The organism is Sphingomonas sp. Ag1, assembly GCF_000980895.1.
GTDB lineage: Bacteria > Pseudomonadota > Alphaproteobacteria > Sphingomonadales > Sphingomonadaceae > Sphingomonas > Sphingomonas panaciterrae.
This window is the reverse complement of the sequence record NZ_LAZX01000071.1, coordinates 15,731-29,469: the sequence shown is the minus strand read 5'-3', so window position 1 is coordinate 29,469 and position 13,739 is coordinate 15,731. Positions and strand designations below refer to the sequence as shown.

Here is a 13,739-nt window from a genome sequence, read left to right as displayed (position 1 = left end):
GGGCGGGGCCGCCGGCTCTGGCTGCGCCTCGACCGCGGGGGAGGCATCGAGCGGGGCAGCCGCGGCAATCGGCTCGTCCGCCAGCGGCGACGGCTCGGTCGCGGCAGGTTCCGGCGCCGGTTCGACAGGTGCGGATGCGGGCGCGACCGGCGCTGGCGTAACCGGTGCCGGCGCTAGCGGTGCCGTCTCGGGCAGGTCGGTCAGCGGCGGTGGCGGCGGGGCGACCGGCGGCTGCACGGGGACCGGCGCGGGAGCCGCTACCCTCTCGGGCGCAGCGGCACGCTGGTGCGGCTGCGACGCTTCGGCTAGGCGGTCGCGCTCGGAACGCTCCGCCTGCTGCCGGGCCCGCTTCCTGCGATTGCCGGCCAGCATCGCGACGATCGCCAGCACCGCAATAACCGCGATGATCGCGAGCACGATGCCGATCAATGTATTGTCCACCGTGGTGGGCTGCATGAAGACACTCCGCTACGCCGAACGCCAAGCCTTAGGGGCGCGTCATGGTTCCCGCAACGGGGGCGAAACGTTACCGGTCATCCCCGTCGCGACCGTTCCGGCGCGATTTTTCCCGATCAGAGCGCGCGCCACCCGATGTCGCGGCGGCAGAAACCGGTCGGAAAATCGATCAGGTCGACCGCGGCATAGGCCCGGCGCTGCGCCTCGGCGACGTCGCCGCCCGTCGCGGTCACGGCCAGCACGCGCCCGCCCGCGGCCACGATCTCCTCACCATCGGCGCGCGTTCCCGCCTGGAACACGACCGCCCCCGTCGCCTCCGCCGCCTCGATCCCGCGGATCGCGCCGCCGCTGTCGGGCGTGCCCGGATAGCCGTTCGCCGCCATCACCACCGTCAGCGCCACGTCATCGGCAAAGGCCGGCACCGGCATATCGGCAAGCCGCCCTTCCGCCACGGCGAGCAGCGTTTCCACCAGGTCGCCGGCGAAGCGCGCCATCAGCACCTGGCACTCGGGGTCACCAAAGCGCACGTTATATTCGATCAGCTTCGGCCCCTCGGCGGTCAGCATCAGCCCGGCATAGAGCACGCCGACATAGGGCGTGCCCGACGCGGCGAGCGCGTCGATCGTCGGGCGCACGATCTCGCCCAGTGCCTGCTCCTCCAGCTCGGGCGTCAGCACCGCGGCGGGGGAGTAAGCGCCCATCCCGCCGGTGTTCGGACCGACGTCGCCGTCGCCAACGCGCTTGTGGTCCTGCGCGCTGCCAAAGCTCGCCGTGCTGGTCCCGTCCGACAGGACGAACAGGCTCGCCTCCTCCCCTTCCAGGAATTCCTCGATCACCGCCTCGGCCGGCCCGCCTGTAAACAGCGCGGCGATCGCCGCCTCAGCCTCAGCCCGCGTCATCGCGACGACCACGCCCTTGCCCGCCGCCAGACCATCGGCCTTGATGACGCAGCGCAACTCGTCGCCGCTCGCGAAATCGTCGAGGCAGGCCAGCGCCCCATCGCGGCTGGTGACGCGGAAATAACGCGCCGTCGGGATGCCGACGCGCGCGCACAGATCCTTGGTGAAGCCCTTCGACCCCTCCAGCTTCGCCGCCTCGCGGCCAGGCCCGAACACGGGCACGCCGATCGCGCGCACATTGTCGGCCAGCCCGTCGACCAACGGCTGTTCCGGCCCGATCACCACCAGGCCGATGCCGTGCCGGCGGACGAAATCGATCACCGCGCGGTGATCCGTCACGTCCAGCGCGGCAAGCGTCGCATGCTGGGCGATGCCGGGGTTGCCGGGCGCCGCATAGAGCGTATCTAGACGCTCAGACTGCGCGAGTTTCCATGCCAGAGCGTGCTCGCGCCCGCCCGATCCGATCAGCAGGACGTTCATGCCCGACCCCTTATTTGACGTTCCCGCGCGGCTCGTAGCGGACCCGGTGCCGGGCGACAACGCAGCCGCGATGTCGGTGGGCGAACTCTCCGCCCGGCTGAAGCGCGTGGTGGAGGGCGAATTCGGCCACGTCCGCCTGCGCGGCGAGATTTCCGGGTTCAAGCGTGTCGCGTCCGGCCATTGCTATCTGTGCCTGAAGGATGACGCCGCGGTGATCGACGGCGTGATCTGGAAGGGGCAGGCCGCCGCGCTCGCCTTTCGGCCGGAGGACGGGATCGAGGTCGTGGCAACCGGCCGCCTCACCACCTATCCCGGCCGCTCGAAATATCAGGTGATCATCGAGCGGATGGAGCTTGCCGGCGCGGGCGCGCTGATGGCGCTGCTCGAACGCAACAAGGCGCGCTTCGACGCCGAGGGGCTGTTCGCCAAGTCAAAGGCGCGTCGCCCGCTGCCCTATCTGCCGCAGCGCATCGGCGTCGTGACCTCCCCCACCGGCGCGGTGATCCGCGACATCATCCACCGGCTGGAGGATCGCTGCCCCAGCCATGTCCTCGTCTGGCCGGTGAAGGTTCAGGGCGATGGCGCGGCGAACGAGATCGCCGCGGCGGTGCGTGGCTTCGATTCGCTGCCCGATCACCTGCGTCCCGATCTCGTCATCGTCGCGCGAGGCGGTGGCTCGATCGAGGATCTGTGGGCCTTCAACGAGGAATCGGTGGTCCGCGCCGTCGCCGCCTGCTCGATCCCGATCATCTCCGCCGTCGGCCACGAGACCGATACGACGCTGTGCGACTATGCCGCCGACCTGCGCGCGCCGACGCCCACCGCGGCGGCGGAACTGGCCGTCCCCGTGCTCGCCGACCTGCGCCTCACCGTCGCCGCGCATGCCCAGCGGACCGAGCGGTGCGCGCGCCGCTATATCGATCGCGGGCGCGAGCGGCTCGACGCGATGGTGCGCCTGCTGCCGACGCGCGACCGTTTGCTCGGTCCCCAGCGCCAGCGCACCGACGATCTGGGCGCGCGGCTCGATCGCGGGCTCGAACGCCGCGTGGTGCGTGCCCGCGGGGAACTCGATCGCACCGGCGCGATCCTCCGCCCGGCGCTGCTTCAGCAACGACTGGATGGCGCCCGGCAACGGCTGGAGGATCTCGGCCGGCTGCTCGCCTCGGTCGATCCCGATGCGCCGCTCGCGCGCGGCTATGCCCGCGTGACCGACCGGTCCGGCGCCACGCTGACCAGCGCCGCCGCCGCCCGCGCCGCGGGGGAGCTGACGCTCAAGTTCGCCGACGCCGCGGTGGACGCAAAGGTTGAGGGCACGCGCGCCCGCTCCTATCCGACCAAGAAACCCGAACAGCCGACGCTGTTCTAGGGAGATAGAGATGTTGATGTCGAATACCGATCGCCCCGCCCGCCTGCACTATATGGCCAATGGCTTCCGTGTCCTGACGCCGGGCGATCATGTCACCTGCGCGGTCAGCGGCGCACGAATCGCGATCGAGGACCTGCGCTATTGGGACGTGGCGTCGCAGCGTGCCTTCGCTTCGGCCACTCTCGCCTCGGAGGCGATGGCCCCGCAATGATCGACTGGCGGCTGGGCCCCGCGATCGTCCTCGCCCTCACCGGCTGCGTGCCAGCCGTCGCCGGCCCCGCCCCCGCTTCGGCTCGCCCCCAGCCTGCGCGGGCGCCGGTACAGCCCGCGCCGCCACCGGTGCAGGCCGCACCGGCCCCGCTGCCCCCCGCCGTCATCACCATCGACGGCCCGTTCAGCCAGGGCGGCCTCGCACGCGGCACCGCGCCCGAAGGAACGGTGTCGCTCACCCTCGACGGCCGGCAAGTCGCGATCGCGCCCGACCGCCGCTTCCTGATCGCCTTTGACCGTGACGCCGCACCCACCGCCACCCTCGAGGCACGGCTGGAGGATGGGCGCACAGCCCGCCGCACGCTGACCGTCGCGCCGCGCGCCTGGCGGATCGAGCGGCTCGACCGCGTCGCCAAATACCCCGTGCCCAGCGCCGATTTCCAGCGCCGCCGCCCCGGCGAGCTGGCGCAGATCGAGGCCGCACGCGCGATCGAGTCTCCGGTCGAGGGCTGGCGCCAGCGGCTGGTCTGGCCGGTCACCGGCCGCATCTCCGGCCTGTTCGGCGCGCAGCGCATCTATCGCGGCGAGCCCGGCTCCTACCATTCCGGCGTCGACGTCGCCCGGCCGAGCGGCACGCCGGTCGTGGCGCCCGCCGATGGCGTGGTCGTGCTCGCCGCCGCCTCCCCCTTCACGCTGGAGGGCAATCTCCTCATCATCGACCATGGCATGGGGCTGAACAGCGCGTTCCTGCACCTCTCGCGGATCGACGTGCCGGTCGGCACACGCGTCCGTCAGGGGCAGACGGTTGGCGCGATCGGCGCCACCGGCCGCGCCTCGGGTCCGCATCTCCACTGGGCGATGAAGTGGCGCGACGCACGGATCGACCCGTTGCTGATCGCGGGGCCGATGCCGAACTGAGCGCGCGCCGTCAGGCGGTCTGCGCCTCGGCCTCCATGCACGCGCAGCCATCCTGATCGGTGGTCCACAGCGCGACGCTGCCGTCCCCCGCCAGGTTCAGCGCCGCCGCCCGATCGACGAACAGCGGGCGCGCCCCGCGAAACGAGAAATGCGTCAGCCGCGTGCCCCGCCGCTCGCGCAGCAAGTGATCGGCCAGCAGCATCGCTTGATAGGGCCCATGCACCACCAGATCGGGGTACAGTTCCTCCTCCTGCGCATAGGGCCGGTCGTAATGAATGCGGTGCGCGTTGAACGTCAGCGCGGAGAAGCGGAACAGCGCCGTTGCGTCGAACTGCACCGGCTGCTTCGCTTCGGCGACGCGCGGATCGGCGGGTGCCGGCGGCGGCGTACCATTGCCCGCGCCGCGAAACACCAGGTCCTGCTCCTCGACGATCGCGGTCGCACCATCGATGACGACGGTATGCCGCACGGTGACAAAGGTCAGCCGCCCCGACCGGCCATCCTTCACCTTGGCATCTGTGACGATACTGCGCCGCTCCGCCTGCGCGCCGATCGGCAGCGGCGCATGGAAGGTCAGCCGACCGCCCGCCCACATCCGGCGCGGTGCATCGACCGGCGGCAGCGCCGCTCCACGTGCCGGGTGGCCATCGACGCCGATGGTCGATTGCGGCGCTTCGGGCAGGAAATACAGCCAGTGCGCCAGCGGCGGCAGTTCACCTGCCGGCCAATGCCCGCCGTCATGATCGAACAGCGCCGCCAGCCGGCGCAGCGGCGCCGCGACGAGATCATCGGCCTGTACCGTTTCCACCGGCGTCCAGCCGTCGAACTGCTCCATCGCTCTCCCTCCCTCGCGTTGCGGGGGGCCTAGCGCCACGCGGCGAGCCCGCCAAGCGCGGCTACCCTGCGCTGAACCTCCCGCGCCCCTCGGCGTTGCGCTGCCATGGCCAAAGCTCCCACCCACCATGCCGCCGCCACCGTTCGCGCCGGCAAGCGCGCCCGGATCGGCGCACGCGTCGACATCACCAGCGGCGGCCTGCTCGCGATCGGAGGGCTCGTGTCGGCGATCCTCCTCTCCACCGCGGTGCTGGTCCGCGTCGCCGTGCGCGAGGGCGGCAAGGCAAAGGCGATTCAGCGCTAGGCGAAAGTAATACGGCTGGCTTATATCGGGACAAAATAGGAGAGAGACCCGATGGCAACCGCCCCCGCCATGCCCAGCCAGCCGCCCTTCCGCCGCCTGCCGCAGAAGGGGCCGGACATTTCCGTCGAGCACCGCGCCGACGGCTCGATCCTTATCAGCTCCAACCATGCGATGGGCACGCCCGCCCGCTCGATCCCGCACCTCATGGCGGAAAAGGCCGCGCTCCACCCCGATCGCCCGTGGCTGATGCAGCGCGCGCCGAACCACGGCCCGTGGCAGGGCGTCACTTATGGCGAGGGCAAGGCTGCCGCCGACAGCGTCGCGCAATGGCTGCTCGATCGCGGGCTTGGCACCAATGACGCGGTGATGTGCATCAGCGGCAACTCGGTCGCGCACGGCATCCTGATGCTCGGCTGCTTTACGGCGGGCGTGCCGATCGCCCCGCTGAGCCCGGCCTACAGCCTGATCTCGACCGATCACGCCAAGCTCAAACATTGCTTCAACACCGTTCGTCCGCGCATCGTCTTCGCCGAGAATGCCGCGCAGTTCGAACGCGCCTTCGCCACGCTGCGCGATCTCGACTCCTCGCTCACCTTCGTCACCATGGATGGCGGTGCGGGCACCATCCCCTTCAGCGACCTGACCGGCACGCCCGCCACCCCGGCGGTGGATGAAGCGCGCGACGCGCTCACTCACGAGACGGTCGGCAAATATCTCTTCACTTCCGGCTCGACCGGCATGCCAAAGGGCGTGCCGCAGCATCAGGGCATGTTCGTGAACCTCATCGCCGCGTCCGAGGGGCTGCGCGACGATCCCGATCCGGTCGATCACCCGATCTCGCTCGACTGGATGCCGTGGAACCACATCTCCGCCGGCACGATCCACTTCAACGCCAATATCGCCGGCGGCGGCACGCTCTACATCGATGAGGGCAAGCCGATCCCCGGCATGTTCGAAACGACGATCGCGAACCTGCGCGAAGTCTCCCCAATGAGCTTCGGTTCGGCCCCTGTCGCCTTTGCCATGCTGGCCGACGCGATGGAGCGTGATTCCACACTCCGCCAGGCGTTTTTCAAGAACCTGCGCGGCATGGGCTATGGCGGCGCGACGCTGTCCGACGATCTCTACGATCGCATGCAGGCGCTGGCGATCGCCGAGACGGGTGAGCGCATGCCCTTCACCACCATGTACGGCGCGACGGAAACCTTGGGCGTCACCGTCGTTCACTGGGCATCGGAACGCGTCGGCCTGATCGGCCTGCCGCTGCCGGGCTCGACGCTCAAGCTCGTGCCCAACGGCGCCAAGCTGGAAGTTCGCGTGAAGGGTCCGACCGTCACGAGAGGCTATCACAATGACCCGGAAAAGACCGCCGCAGCCTTCGACGAGGAAGGTTTCTACATGCTCGGCGACGCCGCCAAGTTCATCGATCCCGAGCGGCCTGAGCTCGGCCTGGTGTTCGACGGCCGCGTGACCGAGGATTTCAAACTGTCCACCGGCACCTGGGTCTCGGTTGGCACGCTTCGCCCGGACATCTGCGCCGCCTGCTCGCCCTATCTCCAGGATGTGGTGATCGCGGGGCAGGACCAGCCGTTCATCGCCATCCTCGCCTGGCCCTCGCAAGCCGCGCTCCAGACGCTGGCCGAGGCTTCGCCCGGTGCAGATCCGATCCCGACGCTGGAGGGGCTGGTGAAGGAGAAGTTGGAGGCGTTCAACGCCACCGCCGGCGGCTCATCGCGCCGCATCCGCCGCTTCGCCATCCTGCGCACGCCCCCGTCGATCGACGCGGGCGAGATCACCGACAAGGGCTATGTGAATCAGCGCGCCACGCTCACCGCGCGCGACGATGTGGTGAAGGCGCTGTTCACCGAGGAACTCAGCGACGGCGTGATCGAGGTCGACGCGTAACGCCCGGCCGACCCGTCATTCCCGCGAAGGCGGAACCATATCCTCCAACGCCGCGGCTCCATCAGGACCGCGGCGTTCATGTATCGGCTATTCGCGACGCGCCCGCTCAGAACAGCCCGAGCGCCGCGACATCCTCTTTCGACAGGTCGATGCCGAACATCATGCTCAGCCGCATGCGATAGACGCGCGGATCCTCGATCACCGCCGCCGTCTCCTCCTCGCCCGCCCGCCGGCGATACTGCCGGTCGGTCAGCGTCGCCAGGCCGTGCGGCAGTACGATGCTCACCACCTTCAGCGTGGTGAAGCGGGTGTCGGGCGCGGTCGACGTCCAGCGGTTCGCCATCTCCAGATCCGCCGGCCACACCGTGTCGGTGGTGAAGCTGTACTGCGGCTGGAAGCCCTCGCCCCCGCCACGCCCGTCGGTGGTCGCGCTATGGCCATAGCGCAGCAGCATCCAGCCGTGCTCGTCATCGCGAGTCAGCCGGAACGTCGCGCCATCCGGCGCTTCCGCCTCGGCGCCATCCACCAGCGGCATCGGCGGGGTGTAGCTGCCGCCGAAGCCCGGATCGGCGATCCATTGCTCATCCCCGAAGGTGACGAGGCTCAGCGTGTGCGTCTTGGGCGGCACCCCGCCGCCGTTCAGCCACACCCGCGCCAGCAGCGGCCGCGCCTCGAACCCCAGCGCCGCCAGCGCATCGAGGAACAGCCGGTTGTGCTCGAAGCAATAGCCGCCCCGCCCCGCGACGACGAGCTTGCCGAACACCGCGTCGGACGAAATATTGATCCCGCGCCCGAGCGGTACGTCGAGATTCTCGAACGGGATTGCCAGTCGGTGCGCGCGCTGCACCGCCGACAGGCCATGATGGTCGACCGTCGCGCGTGCCGGCAGGCGGATGCGCTCCAGATAGGCGGGAAGGTTGAACGGCAAGCTCATGCGGCAAACGCCTCCGCCTCGAGCGCGTAGAGCGGCGCGGCCGGCGCCTCCGCCGCGGCGCGCAGGCCCAGCGCCTCGGGCACGATCTGGTCGAGGTAGAAGGCGACCACCGCCTTCTTCGCCTTGCCGAACGCATCATCGCCAGCCTCGGCCGCTTCCCGCTCCAGCAGCCAGCCGCAGGTCGCGACCGACAGCATCGTCAGGAACGGATAGCTCGCGGCCAGCCGATCATCAGCATCCGCCGTCTGCAACCGCCGGCCGACCGCGTCGCACGCGGCGACCAGCTCGCCCAGCGCCGGATGCGCGGCGCCGCGTAGATCCTCGATCAGCGTCGCGAACGCTGCGCCATTGGACAGCGACAGCTTGCGGCCCACCAGGTCGGCCGCCTGAATGCCGTTCGTCCCCTCATAGATCGGGGTGATGCGCGCATCGCGGAAGAACTGTGCCGCGCCCGTCTCCTCGATATAACCCATGCCGCCATGCACCTGCACGCCGAGGCTCGCGACCTCGTTGCCGATGTCGGTGCCATGCGCCTTGGCCAGCGGCGTCGCGATCTCCAGCCGATCACGCGCCGCCGCGTCACCCAGATTGGCGCGATCCACCTGCCCCGCGGCATAATAGACCAGCGCCCGCGCGGCCTGCGTCTGCGCCTTCATCCGCATCAGCATGCGGCGAACGTCGGGATGCTCGATGATCGCCGCGGCCTTGCCCTCGCGCGCGCCCTGGATCCGCTCGCGGGCATATTCCACCGCCTTCTGCGTCGCGGCCTCGGCCACCTGCACGCCCTGCAGGCCGACGTTGAGCCGCGCATTGTTCATCATCGTGAACATCGCGCGCATGCCGCCGAACTCAGGCCCGATCAGCTCACCCACACAATCGTCATGATCGCCGAACGACAGCACGCACGTCGGCGAGGCATGGAGCCCCATCTTGTGCTCGATCGAAACGACGCGAACGTCGTTGGACGTGCCGTCGCTGCGCACCTTGGGCACCAGGAACAGCGAAATGCCCTTCGTCCCCTTGGGCGCATCGGGCGTCCGGGCGAGCACCAGGTGGACGATATTGTCAGCGAGGTCATGGTCGCCGAACGAGATGAAGATCTTCGTCCCCTTGATCGAGAACGTGCCGTCGCCGCGCGGTGTGGCGGTCGCGCGCAGCGCGCCGACGTCGCTGCCGGCCTGCGGCTCCGTCAGGTTCATCGTGCCGGTCCACTCACCGGTGGCGAGCTTCGGCAGCCACGTCGCCTGCTGCTCGGGCGTGCCATGGTGCTGCAACGCCTCGATCGCACCCACCGACAGGATCGGCGCCAGCGCAAATCCCATGTTGGCGCTGCCCAGCGTCTCCAGCACGGCGCATTGCACCGCGAACGGCAGGCCCTGCCCGCCGAACTCCTCCGGTACGCCGATCGTGCCCCAGCCGCCCTCGACATAGGCCTTGTACGCGGCCTTGTAGCCGTCGGGCATCACCACGCCGTCGGGCGTCCACTTCGCGCCTACCGTGTCGCCGGCGCGCGCCAGCGGTGCCCATTCGCCCTCGGCCAGCTGCCCGATTCCCTCCAGCACCGCCTCGATCACGTCGGGGCTGGCGGCATGGTAGCGTTCCGTAGCGGCAAGCTCGGCGATGCGCACGATATGCTCGAGCACGAAACGCTGCTCGGCGACCGGGGCGGTGTAAGGCATGTTCTTCTCCAGTGTCGCGCCGCTATACCGTCCGGCGATGACGGCTCAAATCCCTCGAATTTTGCCCTTTGGTGATGCTGCGATCACCCAGGCGGCGGCGCTGATCCACGCGGGCGGGATCGTCGCCGTGCCGACGGAGACGGTATATGGGCTCGCCGCCGACGCAACCAATGCCGATGCCGTCGCGCGCATTTACGCCGCCAAGGGCCGCCCCAGCTTCAACCCGCTGATCGTCCACCTGCCCGATCGCGCCGCCGCCGAACGGATTGCCGTATTCGACGATGCCGCCCGCGCGCTCGCGAATCGCTGGTGGCCGGGGCCCCTGACCCTCGTCCTGCCGCTGCGCCCCGACGCGGGAATCGCCGGCCTCGTCACCGCCGGCCTCGACACGATCGCGCTCCGGGTGCCGGCGCACCGCGCGATGCAGGCGCTGCTGCACGCCTCGGCTCGCCCGCTCGCCGCCCCCTCCGCCAACGCCAGCAACGCGATCAGCCCGACCCGCGCCGAACACGTCGCTGCCAGCCTCGGCAACCGCGTCCCGCTGATCCTCGACGACGGGCCCACGACCGCAGGCCTCGAATCCACCATCGTCGGCAACGGCACGATCCTGCGCCCCGGCCCGATCACCGCCGAACAGCTCGGCCTGTCAGCCGCCGCCCCCAGCACGAACGTCACCGCGCCCGGCCAACTCGCCACCCATTACGCCCCCGCCAAGCCGCTGCGCCTCAACGCCACGGAGCAGCAAGGCGACGAATGGCTGATCGGTTTCGGTAAGATCGCAGGCGACGACACCCTGTCCGCCACCGGCGATCCCGTAGAGGCCGCCGCCCGCCTGTTCGACGCGCTCCACCGCGCCGACGCCGCCGCGCCTCCACGCATCGCCATCGCCCCCGTGCCGGACAGCGGCATCGGCGCAGCGATCAACGACCGCCTGCGCCGCGCCGCGCACCGCTAGGCATCAGGCAAGCCGATAGGGCGAGGGATCGCCAACCTCTTCGATCAGCTGCGCCCGCGCGTCGGAAACACTGCGTCGATACTCCGCCGCTAGCGCCCCGGCTGGCAGCCCATGCGCCGCCTCCAACTCGGCGACGACCGCGGGATCGTCCGCGTGCACGATGCGCCCGACCAGCGCATCCGCATCCTCCCCGATCTGCGCCGCCAGCACCCGCATCGTGCGGGCGCGCAGCCGGAACTCGAAGTCCACCAGCCGCGCGGTTTCGACCTCCGCCTTCTTCAGCAGCGCGGCGCGGAGGTCGAACGCCATCGCGTCAGGCGGAGACGGTCGCGGCCTTGGATCGCGCCGCGAAGCTCTTGCGCAGCTTCTGCAGCTTGGGCGGGATCACCGCCAGGCAGTACGGGTTCCGCTGGCCCTCGCCGTTCCAATATTCCTGGTGGTAATCCTCGGCCGGATACCATTCGTCGGCATATTCGATCGTGGTGACGATCGGCTTGTCATGGTCTTCCTGCGCCCGCGCGATCGCCTGGTTCGCCTGCTCCTCCTGCATCACCGTCATCGGGAAAATGGCGGAGCGGTATTGCGTGCCCACGTCATTGCCCTGGCGATTGAGCTGCGTCGGATCATGCGTCGCGAAGAAGATGTCGAGCAGGTCGCCATAGCTGATCTGCTGCGGATCGAAACCGACGCGGATCGCCTCGGCATGGCCGGTATCGCCGCTGCACACCTGCTTGTACGTCGGGTTGGGCACGGTGCCGCCGATATAGCCGCTCTCGACGCTTTCCACGCCGATCACGTCCTTGAACACGGCCTCGGTGCACCAGAAGCAGCCACCGGCAAGCGTCGCATATTCGGTCATGGGATGCAGTCTCCTTTGCGACCCATGTAGGAAGCCGCTAGGTCGCGCGCAAAGAGGGAGATCGGCATGACGCTTGGCGGCGGGACTTTGGGCGGGAAGGTGATGGTGACGGGCGGGGCCGGCTATATCGGCAGCCACGCCGTGCTCGCGCTGCTCGATGCGGGCCATGATGTCGTGGTGATCGACAATCTCGTCACCGGGTTCGACTGGGCAGTCGATCCGCGCGCCGCCTTCGTCAACATCGCGGTCGAGGATCCCGGCGTGCGCGACGTGATCCGCGATCACGACGTCCGCGCGATCATGCATTTCGCTGGCTCCGTCGTAGTGCCGGAATCGGTCGAGAACCCGCTCAAATATTATCGCAACAACACCGCCGCCACGCGCAGCCTGATCGAAAGCGCGGTCGAAGAGGGCGTCCCGCACTTCATCTTCTCCTCGACCGCCGCGACCTACGGCAACCCGACCAAGGTGCCGATCACGGAGAGCGATCCGCAAGCACCGATCAACCCCTATGGCATGTCGAAACTGATGACGGAGGCGATGCTGCGCGATGTCGCCGCGGCACACCCGATGAACTATGGCGCGCTTCGCTATTTCAACGTCGCCGGCGCCGATCCCCAATCGCGCAGCGGCCAGTCGACGGTGGGCGCCACCCACCTCATCAAGATCGCGGTCGAGGCCGCGACCGGCAAGCGCGAAGCGGTCGGCGTGTTCGGCACCGATTTCGCCACCCGCGACGGCACCGGCGTGCGCGATTACATCCACGTCTCCGATCTCGCCGACGCGCATGTCGCCGCGCTGAAGCAGCTGGTCGCCGCGCCGACCGAAAGCTTCACCTTCAACTGCGGCTATGGCCGCGGCTTCTCGGTGCTCGAAGTGCTCGACGCGGTTGACCGGGTCACCAACATGACGATCGAGCGCCGCATCGAAGGGCGCCGCGCGGGCGACCCCGCCGAGCTGGTGGCGGATAACAGCGCGATCCTCGCCGCGCTCGATTGGCAGCCCAAGCGCGCCGATCTCGATGGCATCGTGCGCGATGCGCTCGCCTGGGAACGCAAGCTGGCGGAGATGGGTAAATGAAGTTGCGATCGCTCCTGTTCGTCCCCGGCGACCGGCCGGAACGCTTCCCCAAGGCAGCCGCGACCGGCGCCGACGCGCTGATCCTCGACCTTGAGGATGCCGTCGCCCCCGATCGCAAGCCGGAGGCGCGCGCTGCGGTGCGCGCCTGGATCGAGGCGCCGCGCGACCCTGGTCCCGCCATCTTCGTGCGCATCAACCCGATCGACAGCGATGAGGTCGCGGCCGACCTGGAGGCGCTCGCCGGCCTCTCGCTCGACGGGATCGTCCTCCCCAAGGCGGAGGGCGCGTCCTCCGTCGCCACGCTCACCGATCGCCTGCCCGGCGACTACGCGATCCTCCCCGTCGCCAGCGAGACGGCGGCGGCGGTGTTCCAGCTCGGCACCTTCGGCAGCGTCGCCGGCCGCCTCGCTGGCATCACTTGGGGCGCGGAGGATCTCCCCGCCGCGATCGGCGCGACCAGCGCGCGTGAGGAGGACGGCAGCTACACCGATCCCTATCGCGTCGTCCGCGCGCTCACCCTGTTCGGCGCGCATGCCGCCGGCGTTCCCGCGATCGAGACGGTGTTCCCCGATTTCCGCAACCTCGACGGCCTCGCCGCCTATGCCGCGCGCGGCCGCCGCGACGGCTTCACCGGCATGCTCGCGATCCACCCGACGCAGGTGGCCGTCATTAACCAGGCCTTCACCCCCAGCGAGGCCGAAATCACCCACGCCCGCGCCGTCATCGCCGCGTTCGAGGCCAATCCAGACGCCGGCGCGCTTCAGCTCGACGGGAAGATGATCGACGCCCCACACCTCAAAAGCGCCCGCCGCCTGCTCGCACTGGTGGAATAAGCCCCGCGGCCGCAGCCGCGGCGGCGG

Annotated in this window: 14 protein-coding genes and 1 pseudogene; 8 read left to right on the top strand and 7 right to left on the bottom strand. The window is 69.6% G+C overall.

Translation table 11 applies throughout. The annotated features are described in order from the left end of the window. A pseudogene (locus XM50_RS02260) lies at window positions 1-456 on the bottom strand (hypothetical protein); the annotation flags it as partial. A gap of 116 nt (window positions 457-572) precedes the next feature. Next, a complete protein-coding gene (purD, locus tag XM50_RS02255) occupies window positions 573-1,835 on the bottom strand; it encodes a phosphoribosylamine--glycine ligase (RefSeq protein ID WP_046407024.1) in 1,263 nt (420 codons plus the stop codon). Between purD and xseA the strand changes: the two genes are divergently transcribed. The 3 genes from xseA to XM50_RS02240 are packed head-to-tail and all read left to right on the top strand — an operon-like array spanning window position 1,834 to window position 4,329. Continuing rightward, on the top strand, window positions 1,834-3,201 hold the full coding sequence (gene xseA, locus XM50_RS02250) for an exodeoxyribonuclease VII large subunit (RefSeq protein WP_046407022.1): 1,368 nt from the start codon (window positions 1,834-1,836) through the stop codon (window positions 3,199-3,201). The two genes, purD and xseA, sit on opposite strands and share 2 nt — an antisense overlap. Window positions 3,202-3,211: 10 nt before the next feature. Then, window positions 3,212-3,412: a DUF2093 domain-containing protein gene (locus tag XM50_RS02245; RefSeq protein ID WP_046407020.1), complete on the top strand. Its 201-nt coding sequence runs from the start codon at window positions 3,212-3,214 to the stop codon at window positions 3,410-3,412. Then, window positions 3,409-4,329, top strand: a complete 921-nt coding sequence (locus XM50_RS02240) for a M23 family metallopeptidase (RefSeq protein WP_082102646.1) — start codon at window positions 3,409-3,411, stop codon at window positions 4,327-4,329. Before XM50_RS02245 ends, XM50_RS02240 begins: the two co-directional genes overlap by 4 nt. Before the next feature lie 10 nt (window positions 4,330-4,339). On the opposite strand, the gene XM50_RS02235 is transcribed toward XM50_RS02240, so the two are convergent. Beyond that, window positions 4,340-5,164, bottom strand: a complete 825-nt coding sequence (locus XM50_RS02235; protein WP_046407018.1) for an FAS1-like dehydratase domain-containing protein — start codon at window positions 5,162-5,164, stop codon at window positions 4,340-4,342. 105 nt (window positions 5,165-5,269) lie between these two features. Between XM50_RS02235 and XM50_RS19905 the strand changes: the two genes are divergently transcribed. Both XM50_RS19905 and XM50_RS02225 read left to right on the top strand, forming a co-directional pair. Next, window positions 5,270-5,467, top strand: a complete 198-nt coding sequence (locus XM50_RS19905; RefSeq protein WP_046407016.1) for a hypothetical protein — start codon at window positions 5,270-5,272, stop codon at window positions 5,465-5,467. 51 nt (window positions 5,468-5,518) lie between these two features. Beyond that, on the top strand, window positions 5,519-7,372 hold the full coding sequence (locus tag XM50_RS02225; protein WP_046407014.1) for an AMP-binding protein: 1,854 nt from the start codon (window positions 5,519-5,521) through the stop codon (window positions 7,370-7,372). Window positions 7,373-7,478: 106 nt separating this feature from the next. Here the strand turns inward: XM50_RS02225 and XM50_RS02220 are convergent, their stop codons facing one another. Together XM50_RS02220 and XM50_RS02215 are read right to left on the bottom strand one after the other, a co-directional pair. Then, the gene (locus XM50_RS02220) at window positions 7,479-8,306 is read right to left on the bottom strand and encodes an arylamine N-acetyltransferase family protein (protein ID WP_046407012.1); all 828 of its coding nucleotides are present in this window, start codon (window positions 8,304-8,306) and stop codon (window positions 7,479-7,481) included. Further along, entirely contained in the window at window positions 8,303-9,985 is a 1,683-nt protein-coding gene (locus XM50_RS02215; RefSeq protein WP_046407010.1) for an acyl-CoA dehydrogenase, read from the bottom strand. The genes XM50_RS02220 and XM50_RS02215 overlap by 4 nt, the downstream gene beginning before the upstream one ends. A gap of 37 nt (window positions 9,986-10,022) precedes the next feature. Between XM50_RS02215 and XM50_RS02210 the strand changes: the two genes are divergently transcribed. Then, window positions 10,023-10,940 carry an L-threonylcarbamoyladenylate synthase gene (locus XM50_RS02210; protein ID WP_046407008.1) on the top strand — a complete coding sequence of 306 codons (918 nt, stop codon included), beginning with the start codon at window positions 10,023-10,025 and terminating at the stop codon, window positions 10,938-10,940. A gap of 3 nt (window positions 10,941-10,943) precedes the next feature. On the opposite strand, the gene XM50_RS02205 is transcribed toward XM50_RS02210, so the two are convergent. Continuing rightward, complete coding sequence (locus XM50_RS02205; protein WP_046407005.1) at window positions 10,944-11,249, bottom strand: hypothetical protein; 306 nt, start codon at window positions 11,247-11,249, stop codon at window positions 10,944-10,946. A gap of 4 nt (window positions 11,250-11,253) precedes the next feature. Next, the gene (msrA, locus tag XM50_RS02200) at window positions 11,254-11,799 is read right to left on the bottom strand and encodes a peptide-methionine (S)-S-oxide reductase MsrA (RefSeq protein ID WP_046407003.1); all 546 of its coding nucleotides are present in this window, start codon (window positions 11,797-11,799) and stop codon (window positions 11,254-11,256) included. 66 nt (window positions 11,800-11,865) lie between these two features. Between msrA and galE the strand changes: the two genes are divergently transcribed. After that, a complete protein-coding gene (gene galE, locus XM50_RS02195; RefSeq protein ID WP_046407002.1) occupies window positions 11,866-12,879 on the top strand; it encodes a UDP-glucose 4-epimerase GalE in 1,014 nt (337 codons plus the stop codon). Further along, window positions 12,876-13,712 carry an HpcH/HpaI aldolase/citrate lyase family protein gene (locus XM50_RS02190; protein WP_046407000.1) on the top strand — a complete coding sequence of 279 codons (837 nt, stop codon included), beginning with the start codon at window positions 12,876-12,878 and terminating at the stop codon, window positions 13,710-13,712. The genes galE and XM50_RS02190 overlap by 4 nt, the downstream gene beginning before the upstream one ends. Window positions 13,713-13,739 lie beyond the last annotated feature (27 nt).

Coding starts and splice junctions, on each gene's coding strand:
- xseA (WP_046407022.1), top strand. CDS start 1,834: ATGCCCGACCCCTTATTTGACGTTCCCGCGCGGCTCGTAGCGGACCCG.
- XM50_RS02240 (WP_082102646.1), top strand. CDS start 3,409: ATGATCGACTGGCGGCTGGGCCCCGCGATCGTCCTCGCCCTCACCGGC.
- XM50_RS02235 (WP_046407018.1), bottom strand. CDS start 5,164: ATGGAGCAGTTCGACGGCTGGACGCCGGTGGAAACGGTACAGGCCGAT.
- purD (WP_046407024.1), bottom strand. CDS start 1,835: ATGAACGTCCTGCTGATCGGATCGGGCGGGCGCGAGCACGCTCTGGCA.
- XM50_RS02220 (WP_046407012.1), bottom strand. CDS start 8,306: ATGAGCTTGCCGTTCAACCTTCCCGCCTATCTGGAGCGCATCCGCCTG.
- XM50_RS02190 (WP_046407000.1), top strand. CDS start 12,876: ATGAAGTTGCGATCGCTCCTGTTCGTCCCCGGCGACCGGCCGGAACGC.
- XM50_RS19905 (WP_046407016.1), top strand. CDS start 5,270: ATGGCCAAAGCTCCCACCCACCATGCCGCCGCCACCGTTCGCGCCGGC.
- XM50_RS02205 (WP_046407005.1), bottom strand. CDS start 11,249: ATGGCGTTCGACCTCCGCGCCGCGCTGCTGAAGAAGGCGGAGGTCGAA.
- galE (WP_046407002.1), top strand. CDS start 11,866: ATGACGCTTGGCGGCGGGACTTTGGGCGGGAAGGTGATGGTGACGGGC.
- XM50_RS02245 (WP_046407020.1), top strand. CDS start 3,212: ATGTTGATGTCGAATACCGATCGCCCCGCCCGCCTGCACTATATGGCC.
- msrA (WP_046407003.1), bottom strand. CDS start 11,799: ATGACCGAATATGCGACGCTTGCCGGTGGCTGCTTCTGGTGCACCGAG.
- XM50_RS02225 (WP_046407014.1), top strand. CDS start 5,519: ATGGCAACCGCCCCCGCCATGCCCAGCCAGCCGCCCTTCCGCCGCCTG.
- XM50_RS02210 (WP_046407008.1), top strand. CDS start 10,023: ATGACGGCTCAAATCCCTCGAATTTTGCCCTTTGGTGATGCTGCGATC.
- XM50_RS02215 (WP_046407010.1), bottom strand. CDS start 9,985: ATGCCTTACACCGCCCCGGTCGCCGAGCAGCGTTTCGTGCTCGAGCAT.